The sequence below is a fragment of the Pseudomonas sp. GM33 genome (genome assembly GCF_000282295.1).
Lineage (GTDB): Bacteria > Pseudomonadota > Gammaproteobacteria > Pseudomonadales > Pseudomonadaceae > Aquipseudomonas > Aquipseudomonas laurylsulfatiphila.
Window position 1 is genome coordinate 123266 of record NZ_AKJO01000091.1, and the last position, 26271, is coordinate 149536.

Consider the following 26271-nt stretch of genomic DNA (forward strand, 5'->3'; position numbering starts at 1 on the left):
GCCTCCGCCTGAGGCCATCACCCGCTTTGTGTGAGGAGATACCGCGATGACGACGTTCAACTCCGGGGCCCAACCCCAGAACCGTGCGCCTCAATCCATCGGCTTTCTGCTGCTGGACAATTTCACGCTGATTTCTCTGGCCTCCGCAGTGGAACCCCTGCGCATGGCCAACCAGTTGTCCGGTCGCGAACTGTATCGGTGGACTACTCTCACCGTCGATGGCGGCCAGGTCTGGGCCAGTGACGGCCTGCAGATCACCCCTGACGCCTCCATGCACAAAGCCCCGCCAATGGACACGGTCATCGTCTGCGGCGGTATCGGCATCCAGCGCACTGTGACCCGTGAACACGTGTCATGGCTGCAAAGCCAGGCTCGCCAGTCCCGCCGCCTTGGCGCGGTGTGCACCGGCAGCTGGGCCCTGGCCTGCGCCGGCCTGCTCGACGGCTTCGATTGCAGCGTGCACTGGGAATGCCTGGCAGCCATGCAGGAAGCTTTCCCGCGGGTGGCCATGAGCACCCGCCTGTTCACCCTCGACCGTAACCGTTTCACCAGCTCCGGCGGCACCGCGCCGCTGGACATGATGCTGCACCTGATCAGCCGCGATCACGGCCGTGAACTGTCGGCGGCCATTTCGGAAATGTTCGTCTACGAGCGCATTCGCAACGAGCAGGATCACCAGCGTGTGCCGCTCAAGCACATGCTCGGCACGAATCAGCCAAAATTGCAGGAAATCGTTGCGCTGATGGAAGCCAACCTCGAAGAGCCAATCGATCTCGACGAACTGGCCGTCTATGTCGCGGTATCCCGTCGTCAGCTCGAGCGCCTGTTTCAGAAATACCTGCACTGCTCGCCGTCGCGTTACTACCTCAAGCTGCGCCTGATCCGCGCCCGGCAACTGCTCAAGCAAACGCCGATGTCGATCATCGAAGTGGCGTCGGTGTGCGGTTTTGTGTCCACGCCGCACTTCTCCAAGTGCTACCGCGAATACTTCGGCATTCCGCCGCGTGACGAGCGTGTAGGCTCCAACACTACCCAGCAAGTGGCGATGATGCCGTTGCCGCAAGCCTTGGTGCTGTCGCCGTTGTCCGGGCCGTTGTCGGCGCTGAGCCAGGCGCGTAATGAGTCGACGTTTGCCAGCGTAAGGCTTTAAACCGAGGCGCCTTCATTCGCGGGCAAGCCCGCTCCCACAGGTTTTGTGTCAGAGCATTAATTTTGTGCTCGACACAAAGTCCTGTGGGAGCGGGCTTGCCCGCGAAGGTTTTTTATCGGCCTGTGTGGCTCTGCTGATACTCCGCCAACGCTGGCAACAACTGCTTGTCGATCGCCTGGCGCACCGCTGGCAGGATCGTCGCGCTGCTGGTGTACATCTGCTTGACCATGGTGCGCAGCACTATCGCCCGTTCATTGTTCAAACCTCGTACCGCGCACTCGCAAGCCTGCTCGGCCGTGGCGCCGTTCGGCACTTGAAACCCCAATGACTTGAGCTGGCCCAACAGGTCTTCCTGGTCTATCAAATCGGCGTGCATCATGACGCAATCCTTCTTCAGGGAACGGTGTCGTGGCTCGATTCTGGTAGGGCCACGCAGTAGCAGCAAGGGCGAAATGTCGCAATGGCCGCAATGGCTATGAACAGGTCGTTTTCGACTAACTTGCCGTGGGCAGGAGTGGGCACACTGGGCTCAGCTCGCTTCACGAAGGTTTGGTCACCCTCGCACGGCGGCTCCTCAACAGTACCCTCTGCCTCGATCCTGTCACGGCTTGATCGGGGCTTTTTTTGTCTGTGAATCAATGGGTTTTGTGTCGATAAATAGACCGCTTTCGCGAGCCCGCTCCCACAGTTGACCGAGTCCCATCAGGGGAATGCGGTCGAATGTGGGAGCGGGCTTGCTCGCGAAGAACGATGACGCGGTCTAGCGCTGTAATACGAGGATGCGCGACAACAACTCATCCCGGTCGACATAGCAACCCTGGAAGTGCCGCGCCCCGGTAGCGGGGTCGAAGGCGTTGCGGGCGTGCAGGGTGCGGCGGTTGTCGAAGCACCACAGCTCACCGGGATTGAGCCGCTGCATCAGGCGGAACCGGGGCTCGCGCGTCATCGCGATAAAGCGCCGGTAGGCGTGATAGAGCTTGGGCATCTGTTCCACCGAGGTGTCGAACGGTCCACGCAGAAAGTTCGCCATGCGGATTTCCGATACCTGTCCCAGCGTATCCAGGGCGATGATCGGCGCGAGGCAGCGGTAGTCACTGTGGCGGTCCTTGTTGCGAAACTCCACGGGGATTTCGCAAAGGCTTTTGAATGACTCCGGGTCTTCGCGACGCAGCGCATCGGCGATGGCAAAACCGTCGACAAAAATGCTTTCGCCGCCCTCTGCGTCATTGACCAGGCAATGCAGGAATTGCAGCCCCGGTTGCAACTCCCGGGTCGGCAAATCGCTGTGCAGCGGCAGGTTGAAGGCGGTGTAGGCGTTACTGTCGGCATCGGCCTTCGATTGCACGTTGAACAGCACGCCGAAATTGCTCTCGCGAATGAAGGAAATCCGTTGCGCGATCAGCTTCAGAGAGCCGGGCTCGGTGGGCACGCCACGAACCTGGGTCAGGCCGACATCGCGAACCGCCAGCAGCCATTGCAGCAACGCCTGCGGGTCGTTCATCAGGGCTTGATATTCGAACACCGGCAACTGCAAATCACTGTGCCAGAGCCTGGCTTTGGGCTTGCGTGCCAGGCGTTCGGCGCGGGATTCATCGTCATAAGCGTGGGCGCGCAGCCAGCCGGGATCGAAGCGGCTGGCGTGGCCATCCTGCCAATCCACCGACAGGCAACCATCGGTGTCGAGGTGTACGGCGTCAGGCATCAGGTCTTGAGCCACATCGACGATTTCCAGCACTTGCTCGCGGGTCACGGTGTAGACGCACTGCGGGCACGGGCAGTTATCCCGCAGCCATTGATGGTGGAAAGGGCTGACGCGATCGTCGGCCCACTTCACCAGAACCCGGTCCGCCAGTGTCTGCACGCCAGCCAGTGCGCTGATCAACGGATAGGTACGAAAGTCGGCAAATGCAGCGGCGGTGTTCATGGCGATCTCCTTGTTATTTTTTTGGGGGTAATGCGATCACTCGGCCAATGTACCCGGGCGTTGGCAGGTCCGCCTGTTCGGCGACGATGGCTTGCAGCCGATTCAAGGATTGTTCGCTGAACGGGGCCGAGCGCGGTCCGGCGAGATCCACGTGCAGCAGCATCTGTTCGTTGCCTGCAAGCTCCTGGGCATCACCGACCCGATGCAGGCTGTGATAGAGGTGCAGGCGTTTGCTGTCGTGGGCAATGATTTGGGTGTGCACTTCGACCTGGGCGTCGAGTTTCACTTCGTGCAGATAATTGAGGTGCAGTTCGAGAGTGAACAGCGAGTTGCCGCTGGCTTCCCGGCTGTCGCTGTCCAGGCCCAGGCGATCCATCAGGGCATCGGTGGCGTAGCTGAAAATCAGCAGGTAGAAGGCGTCGCGCAGGTGGCCGTTGTAGTCGACCCAGTCGGGGATGATGGTGGTTTGGTAGGTGGTGAGGGTGGGCATGGTTTCTGATCCAATTTGTGTGGTGACTGGACTGCCGCTATCGCGAGCAAGCTCGCTCCCACAGTGATGTGCAGTGTGAATACAATCTATGTCACTCAGCAGATCCCCTGTGGGAGCGAGCTTGCTCGCGATGGGGCCAGTGCTGCTGGCCCCACAGCCTGGGCTTACTCGCTGAAAGCCATCCCATGCTTCTCTTTGGTGGTCTTCACCGCCTCGAGCACTGCCAGCAGGCAGTCATCACGATAGCGCTCCAGCGCTGAAATGCTGTGTTTACCCAGTTGATCGCTGGTGCCGTCGACCACGTCGTCGATCAGTTTGTCGGTCAGTTCCGGCGCCGGCAGGTAAGTCCACGGCAACTGCAACGCCGGGCCGAACTGCGCCATGAAGTGACGCATGCCGGCATCACCACCGGCCAGGGTGTAGGTCAGGAAGGTGCCCATGAACGACCAGCGCAAGCCTGCGCCGAAACGGATCGCATCGTCGATTTCACCGGTAGTCGCCACGCCGTCGTTGACCAGGTGCAGGGCCTCACGCCACAGCGCTTCGAGCAGGCGGTCGGCGATGAACCCCGGCACTTCCTTGCGCACGTGCAACGGGCGCATCCCCAGGGATTCATAGACTTTCATCGCCGCTTGCACGGCTTCGGGCGCGGTGTTTTTACCGCCGACCACTTCGACCAGCGGCAGCAGGTAAACCGGGTTGAACGGGTGACCGACCACGCAGCGTTCCGGGTGCGTGGCGCTCTCGTAGAACTCGCTCGGCAGCAGGCCAGAGGTGCTGGAGCCGATCAATGCATTGGGCTTGGCCGCAGCGCTGATTTTGCTGTGCAGTTCCAGTTTCAGCTCAAGGCGTTCTGGGGCGCTTTCCTGGATGAAGTCAGCGTCGCGAACGCATTCTTCGATGGTCGCGACAAAACGCAGGCGATCCTGCGATGCACCGGGCGCCAGGCCTTGTTTCTCCAGTGCGCCCCAAGCGTTGGCGACGCGTTTGCGCAGGGCTGCTTCAGCGCCTGGTGCCGGGTCCCAGGCCACTACATCGAGGCCATGGGCGAGGGCGCGGGACACCCAGCCGCTGCCGATGACACCGCTGCCCAGGGCGGCGAAGGTTTTGATTTCGGTAATAAAGCTCATGGTCACGTCCTAAAGAGTTCAAAAAAACCTGTGGGAGCGGGCTTTTGTGGCGAGGGGGCTTGCCCCCGTTGGGTCGCGAAGCGGCCCTAAACCAGCAACTGCAGTGTTTCAGACACACCAAACTCAATGGTTTACGACTGCTTCGCAGCCGAACGGGGGCAAGCCCCCTCGCCACAAAAGCCCGCTCCCACAGGGTTGGGTGTAAGTTCTATTAACCGCGCTGGGTCAGGCCCATCTTTTTGCGGCCTTCAGCGGGGGTGAGCACGCGGGCACCGAGGCGGCTGAGGATTTCCGTGGCGCGTTCGACCAGTTGGCCGTTGGTCGCCAGCACGCCCTTGTCCAGCCACAGGTTGTCTTCCAGCCCGACTCGCACGTTGCCGCCGAGCAACACCGCTTGTGCCGCCATCGGCATCTGCATGCGACCGATACCGAAGCCGGCCCAGACCGCGTCGGCGGGCAGGTTGTCGACCATGGCCTTCATGGTGGTGGTGTCCGCCGGCGCGCCCCACGGGATGCCCAGGCACAGCTGGAACAACGGGTTGTCGAGCAGGCCTTCCTTGATCATCTGCTTGGCGAACCACAGGTGTCCGGTGTCGAATATTTCCAGCTCGGCCTTCACGCCCAGCTCTTGAATGCGTTTGGCGCCAGCGCGCAGCTGGGCCGGGGTGGAAACGTAAATGGTGTCGCCGTCGCCGAAGTTCAGGGTGCCGCAATCGAGGGTGCAGATTTCCGGCAGCAATTCTTCGACATGAGCCAGACGAGTCAGTGGCCCGACCAGATCGGTGTTCGGGCCGAACTCCATCGGATTTTCGCCGGCACCGATTTCCAGGTCGCCGCCCATGCCGGCGGTGAGGTTGACGATGATGTCCACGTCCGCCTCGCGGATACGCTCCATCACCTCGCGATACAGCGCCACATCACGGCTGAACTTGCCGGTTTGCGGGTCGCGTACATGGCAGTGAACCACGGTGGCACCGGCCTTGGCGGCCTCCACGGCGGCAGCCGCGATCTGTTTTGGGGTGACCGGCACGTGTGGGCTCTTGCTGGTCGTGTCGCCAGCACCGGTGAGTGCGCAGGTGATGATGACGTCGTGGTTCATTTGGCGGTTCCTTACAGGCGAGATTTTGGTTTTGGCCAGGCGTGCTGGTCCCGTTCGCAGCCCCTTGGGGCTGCGAGACGGTGGTGGGTTCGGGTTTATTTACTGGTCAGTTGCAGGTTTTCAGCGGCTGGTTTGCCATCGAAGGTGGTGACGCCTTCAAGCCAGCGTTTTTTGTCCTGCGGGTGATCCTTGAGCCATTGTTTGGCCGACTCGAGAGCGTCCTTGTGATCCAGCAGTGGCTGCATCATCCGGCTCTCGTCTTCGGCGGTGAACGTCAGGTTGCTCAGCAAGCGACCGATGTTCGGGCATTGCTCGGCGTAGGTCGGCGCGGTGACGGTCCACACGGTGGCCTTGCCTTCGTTCGGGCCGAGGGCGTCGTCGCTGCCGGTGAGGTAGGTCATTTTCACGTTGACGTTCATCGGGTGCGGCGCCCAGCCGAAGAACACCACGGCTTCGTTGCGACGCACGGCGCGATCCACCGCCGCGAGCATGCCGGCTTCGCTGGATTCGACCAGCTGGAACTTGCCGAGGCCGAACTGGTTCTTGGAGATCATCGCCTTGATCTGGGTGTTGGCGCCCGAGCCAGGCTCGATGCCGTAGATCTTGCCGCCCAGTTCTTTTTCGAACTTGGCGATGTCAGCGAAGGTTTTCAGGCCCTTGTCGGCGAGGTAGGTCGGCACGGCGAGGGTCGCGCGAGCGTCTTGCAGGCTTGGCGCTTCAAGCACCTTGACCTGTTTGGCATCGACGAAGGGGGTGATGGTCTGGGTCATCAGCGGGTTCCAGTAGCCGAGGAACAGGTCCAGACGCTGGTCGCGGATCCCGGCGAAGATGATTTGCTGGGAGGCGCTGGTTTGTTTGGTGCTGTAGCCGAGGCCATCGAGCAATACCTGGGTCATGGCACTGGTGGCGATCACGTCGGTCCAGTTCACTACACCCATGCGCACGTTCTGGCATGCGGCGGGTTCGGCGGCCATGACACTGGCGCTCAGTAACGCGGTACCACTGAGTGCAAGAACACAGCTGCTGATCAGTCGTTTCATTCTCAGGTTCCTCGGCAGTTCGTTTATTGTGAGTTCCGGTGTCTGATGCGCCGGTGATGCCAAGTTACGCAGCAAAGCACCGATGAAAGCGCACTGCGGCGACCAGCTCTTGCACTGCAGCGACCTGTGCGCTTGAAAGCCGCTTGCAACTGGCGTATCAACATCCTCACGCTACCCGCCCTCTCGTTACCCGGCCTCTTGTTACCTGCTAAGCGAGTGCGCTCCATGTCCCAGGATTACTACTTCTTGTTGATGCCGGGTTTCTCGGCCATCGGATTCATCTCGGCCATCGAGCCGTTGCGGGTCGCCAATCGCTTTCGAGGCGAGCTTTATCGCTGGCATGTGTTGAGCGCGGACGGCGGGGCGGTGCTGGCCAGTAACGGTATGTCGGTCAACGCCGATGCGGCGCTGGAGCCGCTGAAGAAAGGCGCGACCTTGTTGGTGGTCGCCGGCTTCGAACCGCTGAAATTCGCCACCCCGGCGCTGGAGCACTGGTTGCGTCGGCTGGACAACGAAGGCGTGACCCTCGGCGCCATCGACACCGGCAGCTTCATCCTCGCCGAGGCAGGCCTGCTCGACGGCCATCGCCTGACTCTGCACTGGGAAGCCATCGACGCCTTCAAGGAGTCTTATCCACAGCTCAGCGTCACCCAGGAATTGTTCGAGATCGACCGCCGGCGCATCACCTCCGCGGGTGGCACCGCTTCCATTGATTTGATGCTGGATCTGATCGCCCAGGCCCACGGTCCTGATCTGGCGATCCAGGTCAGCGAACAATTTGTACTCGGCCGCATCCGCCCGCGCAAAGACCACCAACGCATGGAAGTCGCCACGCGCTACGGCATCAGTAACAAGAAGCTGGTGCAGGTGATCGGTGAGATGGAACAGCACAGCGAACCGCCGCTGAGTACGCTGGAACTGGCGGAATCGATCAAGGTGACGCGGCGGCAGTTGGAGCGGTTGTTCCGGTTGCACCTGAACGACACGCCGAGCAATTTCTACCTGCGGTTACGGTTGGAAAAAGCGCAGCAATTGCTGCGGCAGACCGACATGAGCGTGCTGGAGGTGAGCATAGCCTGCGGGTTTGAGTCTCCGTCGTATTTCACCCGCAGTTATCGGGCGAAATATGCGCGGTGCCCACGGGAGGATCGACGTACTGCTAAAGCGTAAAATCAAAAGATCGCAGCCTTCGGCAGCTCCATGGGGTCTCCTGTAGGAGCTGCCGAAGGCTGCGATCTTTTGATCTTGGCGGTATTACTTCTTCAACAGCGCCGAACAAGCCGCTTTAAACGCCTCATGCTGATACTTGTTCAGCGTATCCGGCAATTCGACATTGAATTTCTTGCACTGCGCCGTGATGGTCTGCGGCGACAGCAGCGTCACTTCGCAATTCTCCAGCAACTGGAAAACCCCTTCGATCTTGAACGTGGTCGGACCACCGGCAAACTCACCTTTCTTGCTGCGCTTCTTGATCGCGATACGGTCGATGGAGTTCTCGCGCACAAACGAAGCGACCTGGGCTGCGAACACTTTGACGTTGGCGGCTTCGTCGTCATCGTCCAGGGCAATTTTCTTGGTGGCGAGCGCGACATGGCTCAGCGCCAGACCGTCCAGCGTGGCCACGGCGATGATCGCTTCGCTGCCTTTGATTTCGATGCCGCAGACTTTCATGTTGAATCCCTTTACTGGCTGAAGCGTGCAGCTTACAGCTCAAGTTGAGTGGCGGTGATACCAAACGCCGCGGCGATCTTTTCGCGGGTGGCCTTGCGAGGCTTGGCGACCGTTTCCTGTTGGGCAAATGCCGGCTGGGATATACCCATTCGTTTGGCCACTTCATCCTGGGTAAGGTTCAAGTGTTCGCGCCAGGCGCGGATTGGGGTAGCGCCATCGACAATGCGGCTCACCACCTCATGGGGGATCAAATCGGGCTCGATTTTCTGCGCCACGTATTGCGCATAGGGAATGACAACAAAGGCTGGATTGCCTTCGGCGTCGTTGATGATTTGGATGTCAGTAGGTGCGTTCATCGCGGAAAAATATAAGTCTTTTATAAGGTTTCGAATCTTTGCTTATATTTTTATGGTTGGCTATCAACAACATTTTTCGGCATGTTGCGTGAAAAGCTCGCAGAACAACGGCTTTGGACAGACGCTGTAGGTCAGATCAAAGTGCTTTGGGGGAAAGGGCTTTTTGGCGATTGAAAGCTGGAAGTAGTGCCAGCTTTCACCGGAATATTCAGGACTATTCCTGCCCAATCGACTCCAAAAACTCCGACCGTTCATCACTCATCCGCGCAATGCAGTCGTTCTGGGCAATGGTGAACGCCTTGCTGCCACTCGTGGCCGGAAAGGCTTCGACGGCGCAGTCGGCATCCCGGGTCTTCAGCCATTGCTGTTGGGCGGCCTTGAGCTTGGCGGTGATGTCGGCCAGTTGCGACGGGTTTTTGCCGTATTGCGACTGCATGCGGTCGGCCAGGCCCTGGAGGTTTTCCTTGAGCAGGTCTTCGGCGGTGGTTTTGCTGAAGGCCGAGCACTCGAGGGTCTGGACGTCGTTTTCGACTTTATCGCACGGGTTGTCGTCGGACTCCTCCGCTGCGTGTACGCCGGTCGCAATCAATGCCAAAGCCAGAAGGATGGATTTCATTCAGGTCGCCGCTCTATTCCAGTGATGCAGCGAATTCTGGCCCAAGCCGAGGGCCTTGAACAGGTCGCTGATTGTGCCTGGCGACGACCCTTTGTCGCGGATTGACGCTTTCGGCAAACCCCCTGTCGTTTTTGCACCCGGTCGCCGAGGCACCGAGGCATATGCTGGCCCCAAAGCGCCGGCAGACGATTCGGCGCATGAATCGCTAATAAGGGGACAGCCTGATGAGCCCAGCCGAATTGCACGCCGACAGCATCGTTATCGACGGGCTGATTATTGCCAAGTGGAACCGTGAACTGTTCGAAGACATGCGCAAGGGCGGTTTGACCGCAGCCAACTGCACCGTGTCGGTGTGGGAGGGCTTTCAGGCCACCGTCAACAACATTGCCGCGAGCCAGAAGCTGATCCGCGAGAACAGCGACCTGGTGATGCCGGTGCGTACCACCGCCGACATCCGCAAGGCCAAGGAGCAGGGCAAGACCGGCATCCTCTTCGGCTTCCAGAATGCCCATGCCTACGAAGACCAGATCGGCTATGTCGAGGTGTTCAAGCAGCTCGGCGTGGGCATCGTGCAGATGTGCTACAACACCCAGAACCTGGTGGGCACCGGTTGCTACGAGCGTGATGGCGGCCTGTCGGGCTTCGGTCGCGAAATCGTCGCCGAGATGAACCGCGTTGGCGTGATGTGCGACCTGTCTCACGTCGGCTCCAAGACTTCCGAAGAAGTCATCCTCGAGTCGAAAAAGCCGGTTTGCTACTCCCATTGCCTGCCGTCGGGGCTCAAGGAGCACCCGCGCAACAAGTCCGATGAAGAACTCAAGTTCATTGCCGACCACGGCGGCTTTGTTGGCGTCACGATGTTCGCGCCATTCCTCGCCAAGGGTATCGACTCGACCATCGACGACTACGCCGAAGCCATCGAGTACGTGATGAACATCGTCGGCGAAGACGCCATCGGCATCGGCACCGACTTCACCCAGGGCCATGGCCAGGATTTCTTCGAATACCTGACCCACGACAAGGGCTACGCCCGCCGCCTGACCAGCTTCGGCAAGATCATCAACCCGCTGGGCATCCGCACCGTGGGCGAGTTCCCGAACCTGACCGAGACCCTGCTCAAGCGCGGCCACTCCGAGCGAGTGGTGCGCAAGATCATGGGCGAAAACTGGGTAAGCGTCCTCAAGGACGTCTGGGGCGAGTAAGCCACTGCACCTCTGAATCCTTTCCCCCGGCCGCCCGCGCCGGGGGCAACAACAAAATTTTTCTGGAGTTAAGTTTCCATGGCCAAGATCGCCCCGCAATTGCCAATCGAAGTCGACAGCGAGACCGGTGTCTGGACGTCCGACGCCCTGCCGATGCTGTACGTGCCACGGCATTTCTTCGTCAACAACCACATGGGCATCGAGGAAGTGCTGGGCGCTGAAGCCTATGCCGAAATCCTCTACAAGGCCGGCTACAAGTCCGCCTGGCACTGGTGTGAAAAGGAAGCCGAATGCCATGGCCTGGAAGGCGTCGCGGTGTTCGAGCACTACATGAAGCGCCTGTCGCAGCGCGGCTGGGGCCTGTTCAAGATCCAGGACATCGACCTCGACAAAGGCACCGCCAGCGTCAAGCTCGAACACTCGGCGTTCGTCTACGTGTACGGCAAGGTCGGGCGCAAGGTCGACTACATGTTCACTGGCTGGTTTGCCGGCGCGATGGACCAGATCCTCGCCGCTCGCGGCAGCAAGATCCGCACCGTGGCCGAGCAAGTCTACGGTGGCTCCGAAGAGGGCCACGAAGACGGCTTGTTCATCGTCAAGCCGTTGTAAGTCGAGGAACCCGCCATGGCTTTCGAAGCAATGTTCCAGCCGATCCAGATCGGCAAACTGACCATCCGTAACCGCGTGCTCAGCACCGCGCACGCCGAGGTTTATGCCACCGACGGCGGCATGACCACCGATCGGTACGTCAAGTACTACGAAGAGAAAGCCAAGGGCGGGATCGGCCTGGCGATTTGCGGCGGTTCGTCCGTGGTGGCCATCGACAGCCCGCAGGAATGGTGGAGTTCGGTGAACCTGTCCACCGACCGCATCATTCCGCACTTCCAGAATCTGGCCGATGCCATGCATAAGCACGGCGCCAAGATCATGATCCAGATTACCCACATGGGCCGTCGCTCGCGTTGGGACGGCTTCAACTGGCCGACGCTGATGTCGCCGTCGGGTGTGCGCGAGCCGGTGCACCGTGCCACTTGCAAAACCATCGAGCCGGAAGAGATCTGGCGGGTGATCGGTAACTACGCTCAAGCGGCTCGCCGCGCCAAGGCTGGTGGCCTGGACGGTGTTGAACTGTCGGCGGTGCACCAGCACATGATCGACCAGTTCTGGAGCCCGCGGGTCAACAAGCGTACCGACGAATGGGGCGGCACCTTCGAAGGCCGGATGAAGTTCGGTCTGGAAGTCTTGAAAGCCGTACGCGCCGAGGTCGGTGACGATTTCTGCGTGGGCATGCGCATCTGTGGTGACGAGTTCCACCCGGACGGCCTGTCCCACGAAGACATGAAGCAGATCGCCAAGTATTACGACGATACCGGCATGCTCGACTTCATCGGCGTCGTGGGTTCGGGTTGCGACACCCACAACACCCTGGCCAACGTGATTCCGAACATGAGTTATCCGCCGGAGCCGTTCCTGCATCTGGCTGCCGGCATCAAGGAAGTGGTCAAGGTCCCCGTGCTGCACGCGCAGAACATCAAGGACCCGAACCAGGCCACGCGTATCCTGGAAGGCGGTTACGTCGACATGGTCGGCATGACCCGCGCGCACATCGCCGACCCGCACCTGATCGCCAAGATCAAGATGGGCCAGATCGACCAGATCAAACAATGCGTCGGTGCCAACTACTGTATCGACCGTCAGTACCAGGGCCTGGATGTGCTGTGCATTCAGAACGCCGCGACTTCTCGTGAATACATGGGCCTGCCGCACATCATCGAAAAAACCACTGGCGTGAAACGCAAGGTGGTGGTGGTCGGCGCCGGTCCTGCCGGGATGGAGGCCGCCCGCGTGGCCGCCGAGCGTGGCCACGACGTGACCCTGTTCGAGAAAAAGGAATTCATCGGCGGGCAGATCACCACCGCATCGAAAGCCCCGCAACGGGACCAGATCGCCGGTATCACCCGCTGGTATCAACTGGAACTGGCACGGTTGAAAGTCGACCTGCGCCTGGGTACCGCGGCTGACGCGCCAACCATCATGGACCTGCGTCCGGACGTGGTAGTGCTGGCAGTCGGCGGTCATCCGTTCATCGAGCAGAACGAACACTGGGGCGCGGCTGAAGGCCTGGTGGTCAGCAGCTGGGACATCCTCGACGGCAAGGTTGCACCGGGCAAGAACGTGCTGGTCTACGACACCATTTGCGAATTCACCGGCATGTCGACCGCTGACTTCATCGCGGACAAGGGCAGCCAGGTCGAGATCGTTACCGACGACATCAAGCCGGGCGTGGCCATTGGGGGCACATCGTTCCCGACTTACTACCGCAGCATGTACCCGAAAGAAGTGATCATGACCGGCGACATGATGCTGGAGAAGGTCTACCGCGAAGGCGACAAGCTGGTGGCGGTGCTGGAAAACGAATACACCGGTGCCAAAGAGGAGCGGGTGGTTGACCAGGTGGTCGTGGAAAACGGCGTGCGTCCGGACGAAGAAATCTACTACGCGCTGAAGGAAGGCTCGCGCAACAAAGGCCAGATCGACGTCGAAGCCTTGTTCGCGATCAAGCCGCAACCTTGCCTGGAACAGAGCGGCGACGGCTACCTGCTGTTCCGCATCGGCGACTGCGTGGCCCAGCGTAACGTACACGCGGCGATCTATGACGCGCTGCGGTTGTGCAAGGATTTCTAAAGGCTGCACTTGACCCTGTGGGAGCGGGCTTGCCCGCGAATGCAATCTGTCTGCCGACATTGATGTCGACCGACCCACCGCTTTCGCGGGCAAGCCCGCTCCCACAGGAACCGCTGACCGCGTTTCTCCAAGATGTTCTGGTGGGAGCTTCACCATGTTGAACACCCTTCTTCCAATCCTGTTGTTCGCCGCCCTGGGCCTTGGTGTCCTGGGCGCGTTGCGGCGGGTGGCCATGTGGCGCCGGGGCCGGGCTTCGAAAGTCGACCTGATCGGTGGACTGTTCGCCATGCCCAAGCGCTACATGGTCGACTTGCACCATGTGGTGGCGCGGGACAAATACATCGCCAACACCCACGTCGCCACGGCCGGCGGTGCGGTGGCGTCCATCGTACTGGCGATTCTGGTGCACGGTTTCGGCCTGCATAACCGCTTCCTCGGCTATGCGCTGCTGCTGATGACGGCGGTCATGTTCGTCGGCGCGATCTTCGTTTACCTGCGTCGGCGCAACCCGCCATCGCGCCTGTCGAAAGGTCCGTGGATGCGCCTGCCGAAAAGCCTGCTGGCATTCTCGGCCTCGTTCTTCCTGTTGACCCTGCCGGTGGCGGGCATCCTCCCGGAAAACTTCGGCGGTTGGCTGTTGGCAGCGATTCTCGGGGTTGGCGTGTTGTGGGGTGTGTCGGAGCTGTTCTTCGGCATGACCTGGGGCGGGCCGATGAAGCACGCCTTTGCCGGCGCCTTGCACTTGGCCTGGCACCGTCGCGCCGAGCGTTTTGGCGGCGGCCGTTCCACCGGTTTGAAGCCGCTGGATCTTGGCGACCTGAGTGCGCCACTGGGTGTGGAAAAACCCAAGGATTTCACCTGGAACCAGTTGCTCGGCTTCGACGCCTGTGTGCAGTGCGGTAAATGCGAAGCCGCTTGCCCGGCCTTCGCTGCCGGCCAGCCGCTGAACCCGAAAAAACTGATTCAGGACATGGTCGTCGGCCTGGCCGGTGGCACCGATGCCAAATTTGCTGGCAGCCCATATCCCGGTAAAGCGATTGGCGAGCACGCTGGCAATCCGCATCAACCGATCGTCAACGGTCTGGTGGACGCCGAGACCCTGTGGTCCTGCACCACCTGCCGCGCCTGCGTCGAGGAGTGCCCGATGATGATCGAGCACGTCGATGCCATCGTCGACATGCGCCGTCACCTGACCCTGGAAAAGGGCGCGACCCCGAACAAGGGCGCCGAAGTCCTGGAAAACCTGATCGCCACCGACAACCCGGGCGGCTTTGCGCCGGGCGGGCGGATGAACTGGGCGGCGGACTTGAACCTCAACCTGCTCAGCGAAAAGAAATCCACCGACGTGCTGTTCTGGGTCGGCGACGGCGCCTTCGACATGCGCAACCAGCGCACCCTGCGCGCCTTCGTCAAAGTGCTCAAGGCGGCGAAAATCGACTTCGCCGTGCTCGGCCTCGAAGAACGCGACAGCGGTGACGTGGCCCGGCGCCTGGGCGATGAAGCAACGTTCCAATTGCTGGCCAAGCGCAACATCCAGACCCTGGCCAAGTACAGTTTCAACCGCATCGTCACCTGCGATCCGCACAGCTTCCACGTGCTGAAAAACGAGTACGGCGCCTTCGACGGCAACTACCTGGTGCAGCACCACAGCACCTACATGGCGGAAATCATCGATGCTGGCGCGCTCAATCTTGGCCAGCACAAAGGCGACAGCGTGACTTACCACGACCCGTGCTACCTCGGCCGCTACAACGGCGAATACGAGGCGCCGCGCCAGGTGTTGCGCGCGCTCGGGATCGAAGTGAAAGAGATGCAACGTTCCGGTTTCCGCTCCCGCTGCTGCGGCGGTGGTGGCGGTGCGCCGATCACCGACATTCCGGGCAAGCAGCGCATTCCTGACATGCGCATGGAGGACATCCGCGAAACCGGTGCCGAACTGGTGGCCGTGGGTTGTCCACAGTGCACCGCGATGCTTGAAGGCGTGGTCGAACCCCGGCCGCTGATTAAGGACATCGCCGAACTGGTGGCCGACGCGTTGCTCGACGACGCCGCGCCCGCCAAGACACCCGTCAAGCGCGAACCAGCGGAGGCCCACTGATGAGCGACATTATCCGCCGCGACCCGCGGGCCGAATGGATCGCCCGCAACCGTCTGCATCCATTGCACGCGGCCATGCAGCCGGCGCAGCACAGTTGGATGGGGCCTAACGGTGTCATCCGCAAGAATCCCCATGGCATTGGCTTTATCGGTCCCAATGGCATCAAGCGCATCGACCGCAGCGGCGCCCAGCAGGGCGGGACGACTAAACGTTCAGCCGCGGTTGAAGTGCAATTGCCATTGCATCAGGTGGCCGCACCGGCGTTTTACATCAGCGTGGTGCCGGACATGGTCGGTGGCCGCTTGAGCAGTCACGACCGCGATCTGCTGGGCCTGGCCCATCAACTGGCCGGCAAGGACGGCGCAGTGCTGGCCGTGGTGTTCGGTGAGCACAAGGAAAGCGCTTTCGCCACGGCGGGCGTCGACCGCCTGCTGGTGCTGGAAGGCGAAGCATTCAGCGGTTATGCACCGGAACAACGGGTCCAGGGCTTGCGGGCTGTGGATAACCAGTTCAGCCCACGTCACTGGTTGTTGCCGGACAGTCGCACCGGTGGCGGGGAACTGGGTCGGCGCTTTGCCGCCGCCCTGGGCGAACGCCCGGCCACACGGGTCTGGCAGGTCAAGGATCAGGAGTGCATCGGCCGCGCCGGTGCCGGTCTGCAAGACCTTGCCCGACCGCTGGCGCGCTTGATTCTGGCGGCTGCCGAGTGCGCCGAACCGGTCAGTGAAACCCGTCATGAAGCATTGCCGGTGGAGTTATCCACAACCGTGGCGCGCAGCCTGTCGCGGATCGAAGATCTGGGCGCGGTGGCGGTGGACCCGGCGGCGATTCCGATGGCCGAAGCCGAGTTCATTTTCTCCGGCGGCAACGGGGTCAAGGACTGGGGACTTTTCCACAGGACCGCCGAAGCCCTCGGCGCGACCGAAGGCGCATCGCGGGTGGCGGTGGACGACGGTTTCATGGCCCGCGATCGTCAGGTCGGGGCGTCCGGTACCTGGGTGACTGCACGGGTCTATGTGGCCGTGGGGATTTCCGGGGCGATCCAGCACCTGCAGGGCATCGGTGCCTGCGACAAGGTGGTGGCGATCAACCTCGACCCTGGCTGCGACATGATCAAGCGTGCCGACCTCTCGGTGATCGGCGAGAGCGCGGAGATTCTTCAAGCCTTGATCGACGCGGTAGAGGCTTACCGCAACGACGCCAAGCGCGATGCGGCTTAAGGGAAGGAAAGGGTTATGAGCACGAAAATCATCAGCCTGGTGTCCATCGGCGCCCACCCGACGTCCGGTCGGCCGCGTCGTGCGGAACAGGATGCGCGGGCGGTGGAACTGGGCCTGCAACTGGCTGGGGATAACTTGCAGGTGCTGCATGCCGGCGATGTCGCCGAGCCTGCGCTGCGCGCTTACCTGGGCATGGGCCTGGAACAGTTGCATGTGCTTGAGCAGCCCGAGGGTGCCGATGCGCTGCCGGCATTGACCGAGTATCTGCGCGATGCCGGTGCTCAGGTGGTGTTGACCGGCAGCCAGGCGGAAACCGGTGAAGGTTCGGGCATGTTGCCCTTCCTGCTGGCTGAAAGCCTGGGCTGGCCGCTGGTGGTGGGGCTGGCACAGGTCGAGTCCATCGATGGCGGTTCGGCGCTGGTGCTGCAAGCCTTGCCGCGCGGTCAACGTCGTCGGCTGAAGGTGCGCCTGCCGTTTCTGGCAACGGTGGACAACGCCGCGCCCAAGCCTCGCCAGAGCGCGTATGGCCCGGCCCGACGCGGCGTGCTGCAAGCGCAGGACGTTGAAGTCATCGATGATGAGCTGCTCGCGGTCGCCAGCCTGCAACCGGCCAAGCCACGGCCCAAGCGCCTGAAAGTAATCAAGGCCAAGAGCGGCGCCGACCGCATGAAAGCCGCGACGGCCAAGGCCAGTGGTGGGGGCGGGCAGGTGCTCAAAGGCGTGACGGCACAAGCGGGGGCTGAAGCGATCCTCAAGTTGCTGATTGAAGAGGGTGTGGTCCGCTGACAAATAGTCACCCTGGATCAAATGTGGGAGCGGGCTTGCTCGCGAAGGGGGCGTGTCAGTCGACATGAATATCGCCTGGCCCGCCGCTTTCGCGAGCAAGCCCGCTCCCACAGAAAAGCTTCATCTCACCGACATTCATGGGGGAACAATGGCCGTTGAATTTCGTTCGGCAGTGCGCGCCGATGCGCGTGAGATTGCGCGGTTGTTCCAGATTTCATCCGAGGGCGCTTCAGATTACATCTGGAGTCAGATCGCAGAGCCCGGGCAGGATCTGTTGGACGTCGGTGCCATTCGCTATGCCCGGGACTACGTCGATTTCTCCTACCAGAACTGCCTGATTGCCGAGGCCGATGGCCAGGTCATTGGCATGATGCACAGTTACGCGATGCGCCAAGATCCACTGGCGGTCCCGACGACCGACCCGGTGCTGGCGCCTTATGCCGACATGGAAGTGCCCGATACCCTGTATATCTCCAGCCTGGCCCTGCATGAAGGCTGGCGTAACCGGGGGCTGGGCAAGCAGTTTCTCGCCCATGCCCAAGAACGTGCCGACCGGCTCGGGCTCAATGGCCTGAGCCTGATCGACTATGCCGCCAACACGGGCGCCCGGCGTTTTTACGAGCGACACGGCTTCGCGGTCATCAAGACCTGCCAGGTCATCCCTCATCCCATGATCCGCGTCACAGGTGACGCCTATCTTATGCACAGACCCTGAGCTGGTTCGGGGGGTGTTCGAGTCGCGACAGTTATCCACAGCGCCACGCATCATTTATCTGGCTCCACGCTGACAAGGGCGGTGAGCTACAGTTTTCTATGCGCTGATCAAGGGTGCGGCACGCGTTCGGGAGTTTTCAGACATTCAGCGCTGACTCATAAAACCCGGTTTTATGACTGGCTTGAATATGAAGACTTTCGCTCTTTTGGCGCTCTTTTTTACGGCCATGTGGGTATCCACAGGCTTGGTGTCTGCCGTCCAGACAAAAGCACCCGCGGCCGATCAGGACTTTTATCAGTGGGTCGAGACCGAACAGGGGCGTAACGCGTCCCTGGCTCAGCTGCGGCAACAGTGCGACAAGGTGCCGGATGCCGATAAGCACCTCGACTGTTCGGTGACGGTCCTGGCCAGAATGCTCGAAGCCAAGGTCGCCAACCAACTCCCCGAATACTATCTGGCGATCAAGGGCAGGCATGCCCGGGCGATAGAGGCCAGCGCCGATCTGAAACCCCTGTTCTCCATGTTCGGCGACAAATCGCTGGCTATCCTGGCGACGACTGGCAATTTCTCGGTCAGCGGTTCGGTGCGGCATCAGGTACTGCCGCTGCATCCGTATGCCAACGACTTTTACATCACGCAGGAAGTGCTGCCGTTTATCGATGTCGACGCGGCCAACGGTGTCTCGGCGCGTTTTGTACTGGACACGGGGGCACCGCAAACTCGGGTCAACATCGACACTGCGAAGCAGATGGGCATCAGGTTGTTGCCCGATGCTCAGTATCGCTACAGCACGTTTTATGGCGAAAAAGGCCTGGCCGCCAGGCTGGGCATTCTCCGTTCACTCAAAGTCGGCACCCGCGAGTTCAGGAATGTCCTGGTGTTTGTCAGCGACCGGGATAATTTGTTGGGGCTGGACCTGATCAGCAAATTGGGGCGCTTGAAGATCACCAGAAGCGCCCTGGAACTCAATCCTGCGCCTGTCAGGCGCTGTGATGCGTTCATTGCCTTTAGCCGCCAGGATCTCAACCAGCGGCTGGTGGTGGCCGCTCAGCTGGATCGCAGGAGAACGCAGGCCATCATCGATACGGGAAATGTCGACTACCTGACGGCCGCGTCACCTGGCAGGCAGGTCAATGCCGTGCAGGCACTGGCACCAGGAAGCTCGAACGGTTACACCGGCGACAAGAGGCACTTTCAACGCTTCGACGGCGTATTGGTCATGCAAGGCAACATCATGGCGGTCAGCTACAAATACTACCCGGGCTTCACCATCCCGCCGTCGCTGCTGGGCGGGCAATACGTGCCGTCGATATTGCTCGGTTGGCGCGCCTTCAAGGACTTTGAATTGAACCTGGACCTGGAATCAGGTCGCTCATGCTTCAATAAAGTCTGAATCGTTGGAGTTTACCCACAATCCCTGTTGGTGGTTCTGTGGATAACATGTTCGCCCCTCGCTGCACCCCATACAAATCAAGACCTGCAGGGCGTCGTTCAAAAAACAACCAGCCTGGTTCGTGGTTTTTCCAAGCTTTTTCAAGGGGATAAGTGCTGCTGTTAACGCAGACTTGCCCCCAATCTCTGTTGGCGCTTCTGTGGATAAGATGTTTGCTATCGGCTGCAGGCCTTATAAATAGCGGTGCGCAGGCGTCTGATCATAAAGTGATCAAAAGGTGGTTTTGCATTGCCGGCTTTCACGCAAACGCTGGATTTTTCAAGGTTTCAGCGGTTTTCCACAGAGCCTTCCAAGTTAACCCCAAAGTCTGTTGGCGCTTCTGTGGATAAGGTGTTTGCTATCCTCTGAACGCCATGCAGGCCGTGGCTTTCAGGGTTTCGATCAAAAAACGACCAGTCCATCCGTAGGAGCAGGCTTCTGGATAAGTCACGGTTTTTCTTTGGTTTTCGTGAAGAAAATTCCCAGCATTTCCACAGTTGTCCCCAATAGCTGTGGGTGGAGATGTGGATAACTTGTTTGCGGAAGGCTGGGAGGTGCGGCGGGCATAGGTCTGAACGAGATAGCTCATATTTCGTACAGTTCTATGAATGACGGGCAAGCCCCCTGTAGGAGCGAGCCTGCTCGCGATGGACGTTAACGATAACGTTGGCAACCTGACACCCGGCGGCGTTCTCAGGCTCATCGCGAGCAAGCTCGCTCCTACAGGGAGTGGATTTAGCCTTGGACTGGAACGCCTTTGAGGTACGGCGCAGGCTCGGCCCCCAGGTTGCTCAGCAGGCGCTCGCTGTACCAGTCCACGAAGTTCACCACGCCGAACTCATAGGTCTTGGAGTACGGGCCTGGCTGGTACGCGGTGGAGTTGATGCCGCGCTGGTTCTCTTCGGCCAGGCGACGGTCCTGGTCGTTGGTCGCATCCCAGACCTGGCGCATGCGCTCCACGTCGTAGTCCACGCCTTCGACCGCGTCCTTGTGCACGATCCACTTGGTGGTGACCATGGTTTCCTGGGCGCTGATCGGCCACACGGTGAACACGATGATGTGGTCGCCCATGCAGTGGTTCCAGGAGTGCGGCAGGTGCAGGATGCGCATCGAGCCCAGGTCCGGGTTCTTGATGCGGCCCATCAGCTTGGCGCAGCCCTGTTTGCCGTCCATGGTCATCGACACGGTGCCCTTGAGCAGCGGCATGCGCACGATGCGGTTGCGCAGGCCGAAGCTGGCGTGGGCGTAGGGGATCTTCTCGGCTTCCCAGGCGGCGGCGGAGGCGGCCACGTGGTCCTTGAACGCCTGGTCGGCGCGCGGGTCGGTGACGTCGTCCCATTCCAGCAGGGTTTTCAGCAGTTCCGGGTGCGATGCGTTGCAGTGGTAGCACTCGCGGTTGTTCTCTAGCACCAGCTTCCAGTTGGCCTTTTCCATCAAGGTGGTTTGCACCGCCACCTTGGTGTTTTCCATGTCGTACGGTTCCATGTAGTGGTTGAGCGTCGACAGGAAGTCATCGATGGCTGGCGGGTTCTCCGCCAGGCTGATGAAGATGTAGCCGCCGGCAGTCTTCACGTTCACCGGTTTGAGGCCGTACTGATTCATGTCGAAGTCGGCGCCCATTTCGGTGCCGGCGAACAGCAGGCGCCCGTCGAGCTCGTAGGTCCATTGGTGGTAGTGGCAAACCAGCTTGGCGACCTTGCCCTTGTCGCTGGTGCACAGGCGTGAGCCACGGTGGCGGCAGACGTTATGGAACGCATGCACCACGCCTTCGGCGCCACGGATCACGATGATCGGGTTCTTGCCGACCTGCAGGGTCAGGTAGTTGCCCTTGGTGGGGATCTCGCAGGTCATGCCGGCGATCAGCCACTCTTTCTGAAAGATTTCCTGCATGTCGATATCAAACAGGCGCTCGTCGGAGTAAAACGGCTGCGGCAGCGAGAACGTGCGCTCGCGCTCCTGCAGCATCTGCGCGGTGGCCTTGCGTGCGGGTTCCAGCGGATCGCCCAGGCTCAGGGTAGTAGTGACGTCCATCGTTTAATCCTCAAGGCCATTCTGTGTGGCCGGCGAAAGTGGCTAATCAGGGTTGCTACGCAAGGTGTAATGGTTGTGTCTTGGTATGGGGCGAGTGTGGGGCCGGCGCAGGCCAGAACCTTATCCATGGGCGACATGGTGCAATCTGTTCCCGACGCGCAAGCCCCGGTCGTTGGGGGCTGGTCGCGATAAGCATGTCAATGTCGCAGATAGGTAAATGGGTGATCCGCGCTATACGCAGAATCGCCAACATGAAGGCCGGCAGTCGGCCGTGGAGATCAGCATGTCCAACAGCTTCCTGAATCCGGTAACCACCCAGACCTGGGCCAATGGTCGACACATTGTCCGTTGCGTCAAAGTCATCCAGGAAACCTGGGATGTGCGCACCTTTTGCTTCATGGCCGACCAGCCGATCCTGTTCTTCTTCAAGCCGGGGCAATTCGTCACCCTGGAGCTGGAAATCGAAGGCCAGCCGATCATGCGTTCGTACACCATTTCCAGTTCGCCGTCGGTACCCTACAGCTTTTCGGTGACCATCAAGCGTGTGCCGGGCGGCAAGGTCTCGAACTGGCTGCACGACACCCTGCACGAAGGCCAGGAGCTGGCGGTGCACGGCCCGGTCGGGCTGTTCAATGCCATGGACTTCACCGCGCCGAAGGTGCTCTACCTCAGCGGCGGCGTTGGTATCACGCCGGTCATGTCCATGGCGCGCTGGTTCTACGACACCAACGGCAATGTCGACATGGTGTTTATCCACAGCGCCCGTTCGCCTAAAGACATCATTTACCACCGCGAGCTGGAGCACATGGCGTCGCGGATCGAAAACTTCAACCTGCACCTGATCTGCGAGAAGCACGGCATGGGTGAGCCCTGGGCCGGTTATCGCGGTTACCTGAACCACAGAATGCTTGAATTGATGGCGCCTGACTTCCTTGAGCGCGAAGTATTCTGCTGCGGCCCGACACCCTATATGAACGCGGTCAAGCGCTTGCTGGAAGGCGCAGGTTTCGACATGTCGCGTTACCACGAAGAATCCTTCGGTGCGACTCCGCCAGAGGCGCGCGCCGATGCGGTAGAACATGCAGAGCAAGCGGCCGAGGCACCGGAAGTCGATGCGGCGGACCTGCATCAGGTGGAGTTCACCGCCTCCGGCAAGAGCATCCGCGTGGCCCCGGGCGAGACCGTGCATGCGGCGGCGGCCAAGGTTGGCCTGATGATTCCGAAAGCGTGCGGCATGGGCATCTGCGGCACCTGCAAGGTGTTGAAGCTGGGTGGCGAAGTGGAGATGGAACACAACGGCGGGATCACCGAGGAAGACGAAGCCGAAGGGTTCATCCTGTCGTGCTGCAGCGTGCCGAAGGGCGACGTGCGGATCGAATTCTGACAGCCGCGAATCCCCTGCAGGAGCGAGCCTGCTCGCGATGGACGTCAACGGTGACGCTGGCAACCTGGCGCCCCGCGGCGTTCTCAGGTTCATCGCGAGCAGGCTCGCTCCTACAGGGGAGGGTTTTAGTCAATAAACAGATCTGTCATCAGCTTGTCGCTGCTGTCGGGCGCGAACCGGTAGTGTTCGAACTCGGTAATGCCGCTCTCCCGCAGTATCTCCTCATCGATCAACAACCGCCCGGTCAGGCTGCGGTTTGTGCTGCTCAAAATTACATGCGCCGCATCCGCCATGATCGCAGGCGTTCGCGCATGCTTGAACGATTCCTTCGACCCCAGCTGAAACTCGATGGCCGCGGTGGCAATCATCGTCTGTGGCCACAGCGAGTTGACGCTGATGCCGTAATTCCTGAATTCCTCACTCATGCCCAGGGTCAACATGCTCATGCCGTATTTGGTGATGGTATAGGGGCTGTATTGGGCGAACCACTTGGTGGCCAGGTTCAGCGGCGGAGACAGGTTGAGGATGTGGCCACCGGACTTCTTCAGGTACGGCAGCGCAGCCTGGCTGCACAGCAATACGGCGCGGGTGTTGATCTGGTGCATCAGGTCGAAGCGTTTCAGTTCAAGGTGCTGGACCCCGGTCAGCTTGATCGCCCCGGCGTTATTGATCAGTGCGTCGATACCGCCGAAATGTTCGTTGGCCCGGGCCAGCGCTTCACGTACGGCATCCTCTTCACGTACATCCACCTGCAAGGCCAGCGCCTGGCCGCCTGCGGCTTCCACTTCCCGGGCCACGCTGAAAATCGTGCCTGGCAGCTTGGCATGGGGTTCGGCGCTTTTGGCGGCGATCACAATGTTGGCCCCATCGCGTGCGGCTCGCAGGGCTATCTCGCGGCCGATGCCGCGGCTGGCGCCGGTGATGAACAGGGTTTTGCCTTGCAAGGACATGTTGACGCTCCTGATTGTTGTTATGTGAGCGGATCGGCTCGACAAACAATGTAGACGAAGTCGTTCAGGCGCAGCGGCAAGAGATGTGACTGAATGTGGGCAGGGAAGAGGTGAGCGAACCTGTGGCGAGGGGGCTTGCTCCCGTTGGCCTGCGCAGCAGGCCCATAGCCTGAGCACGCGACCTGGCAGGCAGATCGCATGAGTCGGTTTTACGACGGCTGCGCGGCCGAACGGGGGCAAGCCCCCTCGCCACACAGGATCGCGGTTATGCCATGACTTCTCGGATGTCCTTCGCCAGCTCGCGCACGCGCGCTTCTTCGGTATCCCACGAGCACATGAAGCGTGCGCCGCCGTTGCCGATGAAGGTGTAGAAACGCCAGCCCCTGGCGGTCAGGGCGGCGATGGCCGGTTCCGAGAGTTGCAGGAACACGCCGTTCGCCTGCACCGGGAACATCAGCTCCACGCCAGGAATGTCGCTGACCAGTTCGGCCAGCAATTGGGCGCAGCGGTTGGCGTGGTTGGCGTATTTGAGCCATGCGTCGTTTTCCAGGATGCCGACCCAGGGTGCCGACAGGAAGCGCATCTTTGAAGCAAGCTGCCCGGCCTGTTTGCAGCGGTAATCGAAGTCTTCGGCGAGTTTGTGGTTGAAGAACAGAATCGCCTCGCCCACTGCCATGCCGTTCTTGGTGCCGCCGAAGCACAGCACGTCGACGCCGGCCTTCCAGGTCAGATCGGCCGGGGAGCAGCCGAGGAATGCGCAAGCGTTGGAGAAGCGTGCGCCGTCCATGTGCAGGTTCAGGCCCAGCTCCTTGCAGGTGGCGCTGATGGCGCGGATTTCGTCCGGGGTGTAGACGCTGCCGACTTCGGTGGCCTGGGTCAGGGTCACCACACGAGGTTTTGGGTAGTGGATATCCTGGCGCTTGAGCGCGACCTCGCGGATCGAGTCCGGGGTCAACTTGCCGTTTTCAGTGCGGGCGATCAGCAGCTTGGAGCCGTTGGAGAAAAATTCCGGGGCGCCGCATTCGTCGGTTTCGACGTGAGCGGTTTCCGAGCAGATCACGCTGTGGTAACTCTGGCACAGGGAGGACAGTGCCAGCGAGTTGGCGGCAGTGCCGTTGAAGGCGAAAAACACTTCGCAGTCGGTTTCGAACAGTTTGCGGAAATCGTCGGAGGCGCGGGCGGTCCATTCGTCGTCACCGTAGGCGCGCTGGTGGCCGTGGTTGGCCTGTTCCATGGCAGCCCAGGCTTCAGGGCAGATGCCGGAATAGTTGTCGCTGGCGAATTGTTGGCTCTTGTCGGTCATGGCCTGCTTCCGTGGTCGAGATGCCTATGGTGAAGCGTCCCGTGGTCAATGAGGGTGCGCACTGTACCCAAGATCGTCAGGTGGAGCGCACAGGATGTCGCTGTGGGGAAAATACAGTGTCGAAGGGCAATTATGCACGTGACAACGCAGGAGATCATGCACAAGACCATGCACAAGGCCATGCACTTAAAGCAGCGCGACGGGGCACTGGATCTGCTCAAGTGGCTGGCGCTTTTGAGCATGGTGCTCGATCACCTGCGATATGTCGGTTATTCCGCCGATTGGTTGTATGTGCCGGGACGCCTGGCGTTTCCGTGGTTCTGCCTGGCGATGGCGGCCAATCTGGCGCGCGAGCGGACTGCGACGACCGGTGGCCAGTGGCGCTATCTGGGGTGGTTGTTGCTGTTTAGCGCGGTGAGTGAAGTTCCTTACCGGATGTTCATTCCCCATCCCGACACCTTGAACGTGCTGCCCACCCTTGCCCTGGGCTTGCTGGTGGTTCGTGGCTGGCAGCAGCCGGTGCCAGCATCGCGACTGCTGGCAGCTGGCGCATTGGTGCTGGCGGGCATTTTCTCAGAGCGACTGATGTTCGGTTTCTTTGGCGTGTTGTTGCCGTGGGTGATGCTGCTGGTGTTTCGACGACCCTGGTATTTCGGGCTGTTGGCGGGGTTGGTCTGTCTGGCAGCCAATCAATGGCATGTGCTGTATTACGCGGCACGGCTGGGCAATCACGCGGCCATTCCGGCTATCGCCGCTTGTCTGATTGGGCCATGGCTCGGGCTGTTCTTGTTGCGACACGTCCATGACGTAAAACCACCCCCGATGCGCCGCTGGGCGTATGCGCTCTATTCCCTGCATTTCCTGGTGTTGCTCGCAGTGCGACAGGCCATCGCCTGACCTGTGGGAGCGAGCTTGCTCGCGATGGCGGCGGGTCAGTCGACATCAATGTTGAATGTGATGCCGCTATCGCGAGCAAGCTCGCTCCCCCA

General features: G+C 60.7%; 23 protein-coding genes and 1 pseudogene. 12 read left to right on the forward strand and 12 right to left on the reverse strand.

Annotated elements, in window-relative coordinates; genetic code table 11:
- Positions 1 to 46: 46 nt before the first annotated feature.
- Positions 47 to 1150, forward strand: a complete 1104-nt coding sequence (locus PMI26_RS12585; RefSeq protein ID WP_007975492.1) for a GlxA family transcriptional regulator — start codon at positions 47 to 49, stop codon at positions 1148 to 1150.
- A gap of 112 nt (positions 1151 to 1262) precedes the next feature.
- Here the strand turns inward: PMI26_RS12585 and PMI26_RS12580 are convergent, their stop codons facing one another.
- The 6 genes from PMI26_RS12580 to PMI26_RS12555 form a co-directional block, all read right to left on the reverse strand.
- A complete protein-coding gene (locus PMI26_RS12580) occupies positions 1263 to 1529 on the reverse strand; it encodes a hypothetical protein (protein ID WP_007975493.1) in 267 nt (88 codons plus the stop codon).
- 381 nt (positions 1530 to 1910) lie between these two features.
- On the reverse strand, positions 1911 to 3074 hold the full coding sequence (locus tag PMI26_RS12575; protein ID WP_007975494.1) for a gamma-butyrobetaine dioxygenase: 1164 nt from the start codon (positions 3072 to 3074) through the stop codon (positions 1911 to 1913).
- Positions 3075 to 3087: 13 nt separating this feature from the next.
- Positions 3088 to 3564, reverse strand: a complete 477-nt coding sequence (locus tag PMI26_RS12570) for a thioesterase family protein (RefSeq protein WP_007975495.1) — start codon at positions 3562 to 3564, stop codon at positions 3088 to 3090.
- Between the two features lie 164 nt (positions 3565 to 3728).
- A complete protein-coding gene (locus PMI26_RS12565; RefSeq protein ID WP_007975496.1) occupies positions 3729 to 4694 on the reverse strand; it encodes an L-carnitine dehydrogenase in 966 nt (321 codons plus the stop codon).
- A gap of 211 nt (positions 4695 to 4905) precedes the next feature.
- Entirely contained in the window at positions 4906 to 5793 is an 888-nt protein-coding gene (locus tag PMI26_RS12560; protein ID WP_007975497.1) for a 3-keto-5-aminohexanoate cleavage protein, read from the reverse strand.
- Between the two features lie 95 nt (positions 5794 to 5888).
- Positions 5889 to 6833: a choline ABC transporter substrate-binding protein gene (locus PMI26_RS12555; RefSeq protein WP_007975498.1), complete on the reverse strand. Its 945-nt coding sequence runs from the start codon at positions 6831 to 6833 to the stop codon at positions 5889 to 5891.
- A gap of 225 nt (positions 6834 to 7058) precedes the next feature.
- On the opposite strand from PMI26_RS12555, the pseudogene PMI26_RS12550 reads away from it, so the two are divergent.
- Positions 7059 to 8049, forward strand: a pseudogene (locus tag PMI26_RS12550) (GlxA family transcriptional regulator).
- Positions 8050 to 8087: 38 nt separating this feature from the next.
- On the opposite strand, the gene PMI26_RS12545 reads toward PMI26_RS12550, so the two are convergent.
- The 3 genes from PMI26_RS12545 to PMI26_RS12535 form a co-directional block, all read right to left on the reverse strand.
- The gene (locus PMI26_RS12545) at positions 8088 to 8504 is read right to left on the reverse strand and encodes a DUF3010 family protein (protein ID WP_007975500.1); all 417 of its coding nucleotides are present in this window, start codon (positions 8502 to 8504) and stop codon (positions 8088 to 8090) included.
- A 32-nt stretch (positions 8505 to 8536) separates the two neighbouring features.
- Positions 8537 to 8860, reverse strand: a complete 324-nt coding sequence (locus PMI26_RS12540) for a helix-turn-helix domain-containing protein (protein ID WP_007975501.1) — start codon at positions 8858 to 8860, stop codon at positions 8537 to 8539.
- Between the two features lie 214 nt (positions 8861 to 9074).
- Positions 9075 to 9476: a lysozyme inhibitor LprI family protein gene (locus PMI26_RS12535; protein ID WP_007975502.1), complete on the reverse strand. Its 402-nt coding sequence runs from the start codon at positions 9474 to 9476 to the stop codon at positions 9075 to 9077.
- Positions 9477 to 9700: 224 nt separating this feature from the next.
- On the opposite strand from PMI26_RS12535, the gene PMI26_RS12530 reads away from it, so the two are divergent.
- From PMI26_RS12530 to PMI26_RS12495, 8 genes are all read left to right on the forward strand, one after another.
- Positions 9701 to 10678 (forward strand): dipeptidase, encoded by a 978-nt coding sequence (locus tag PMI26_RS12530; RefSeq protein ID WP_007975504.1) that lies wholly within the window; start codon positions 9701 to 9703, stop codon positions 10676 to 10678.
- 78 nt (positions 10679 to 10756) lie between these two features.
- Complete coding sequence (locus PMI26_RS12525; RefSeq protein ID WP_007975505.1) at positions 10757 to 11287, forward strand: DUF5943 domain-containing protein; 531 nt, start codon at positions 10757 to 10759, stop codon at positions 11285 to 11287.
- A 15-nt stretch (positions 11288 to 11302) separates the two neighbouring features.
- Positions 11303 to 13363 (forward strand): dimethylglycine demethylation protein DgcA, encoded by a 2061-nt coding sequence (gene dgcA / locus PMI26_RS12520; protein ID WP_007975506.1) that lies wholly within the window; start codon positions 11303 to 11305, stop codon positions 13361 to 13363.
- 154 nt (positions 13364 to 13517) lie between these two features.
- Entirely contained in the window at positions 13518 to 15461 is a 1944-nt protein-coding gene (dgcB, locus tag PMI26_RS12515) for a dimethylglycine demethylation protein DgcB (protein ID WP_007975507.1), read from the forward strand.
- A complete protein-coding gene (etfA, locus tag PMI26_RS12510; protein WP_007975508.1) occupies positions 15461 to 16681 on the forward strand; it encodes an electron transfer flavoprotein subunit alpha in 1221 nt (406 codons plus the stop codon). The genes dgcB and etfA overlap by 1 nt, the downstream gene beginning before the upstream one ends.
- Positions 16682 to 16696: 15 nt before the next feature.
- Positions 16697 to 17467: an electron transfer flavoprotein subunit beta gene (etfB, locus tag PMI26_RS12505; protein WP_007975510.1), complete on the forward strand. Its 771-nt coding sequence runs from the start codon at positions 16697 to 16699 to the stop codon at positions 17465 to 17467.
- 148 nt (positions 17468 to 17615) lie between these two features.
- Positions 17616 to 18182 (forward strand): GNAT family N-acetyltransferase, encoded by a 567-nt coding sequence (locus tag PMI26_RS12500; RefSeq protein WP_007975512.1) that lies wholly within the window; start codon positions 17616 to 17618, stop codon positions 18180 to 18182.
- A 226-nt stretch (positions 18183 to 18408) separates the two neighbouring features.
- On the forward strand, positions 18409 to 19575 hold the full coding sequence (locus PMI26_RS12495; protein ID WP_086776975.1) for a retropepsin-like aspartic protease: 1167 nt from the start codon (positions 18409 to 18411) through the stop codon (positions 19573 to 19575).
- A 774-nt stretch (positions 19576 to 20349) separates the two neighbouring features.
- Here the strand turns inward: PMI26_RS12495 and gbcA are convergent.
- A complete protein-coding gene (gbcA, locus tag PMI26_RS12490; protein ID WP_007975514.1) occupies positions 20350 to 21645 on the reverse strand; it encodes a glycine-betaine demethylase subunit GbcA in 1296 nt (431 codons plus the stop codon).
- A gap of 283 nt (positions 21646 to 21928) precedes the next feature.
- Here gbcA and gbcB point away from each other — a divergent pair, with 283 nt between their 5' ends.
- Positions 21929 to 23029: a glycine-betaine demethylase subunit GbcB gene (gene gbcB / locus PMI26_RS12485; protein WP_007975515.1), complete on the forward strand. Its 1101-nt coding sequence runs from the start codon at positions 21929 to 21931 to the stop codon at positions 23027 to 23029.
- Between the two features lie 125 nt (positions 23030 to 23154).
- On the opposite strand, the gene PMI26_RS12480 is transcribed toward gbcB, so the two are convergent.
- Positions 23155 to 23979, reverse strand: a complete 825-nt coding sequence (locus PMI26_RS12480) for an SDR family oxidoreductase (RefSeq protein ID WP_007975516.1) — start codon at positions 23977 to 23979, stop codon at positions 23155 to 23157.
- Positions 23980 to 24244: 265 nt separating this feature from the next.
- Positions 24245 to 25282 (reverse strand): threonine aldolase family protein, encoded by a 1038-nt coding sequence (locus PMI26_RS12475; RefSeq protein WP_007975517.1) that lies wholly within the window; start codon positions 25280 to 25282, stop codon positions 24245 to 24247.
- Between the two features lie 132 nt (positions 25283 to 25414).
- Here PMI26_RS12475 and PMI26_RS12470 point away from each other — a divergent pair, with 132 nt between their 5' ends.
- On the forward strand, positions 25415 to 26179 hold the full coding sequence (locus tag PMI26_RS12470; RefSeq protein WP_007975518.1) for a TraX family protein: 765 nt from the start codon (positions 25415 to 25417) through the stop codon (positions 26177 to 26179).
- Positions 26180 to 26271 lie beyond the last annotated feature (92 nt).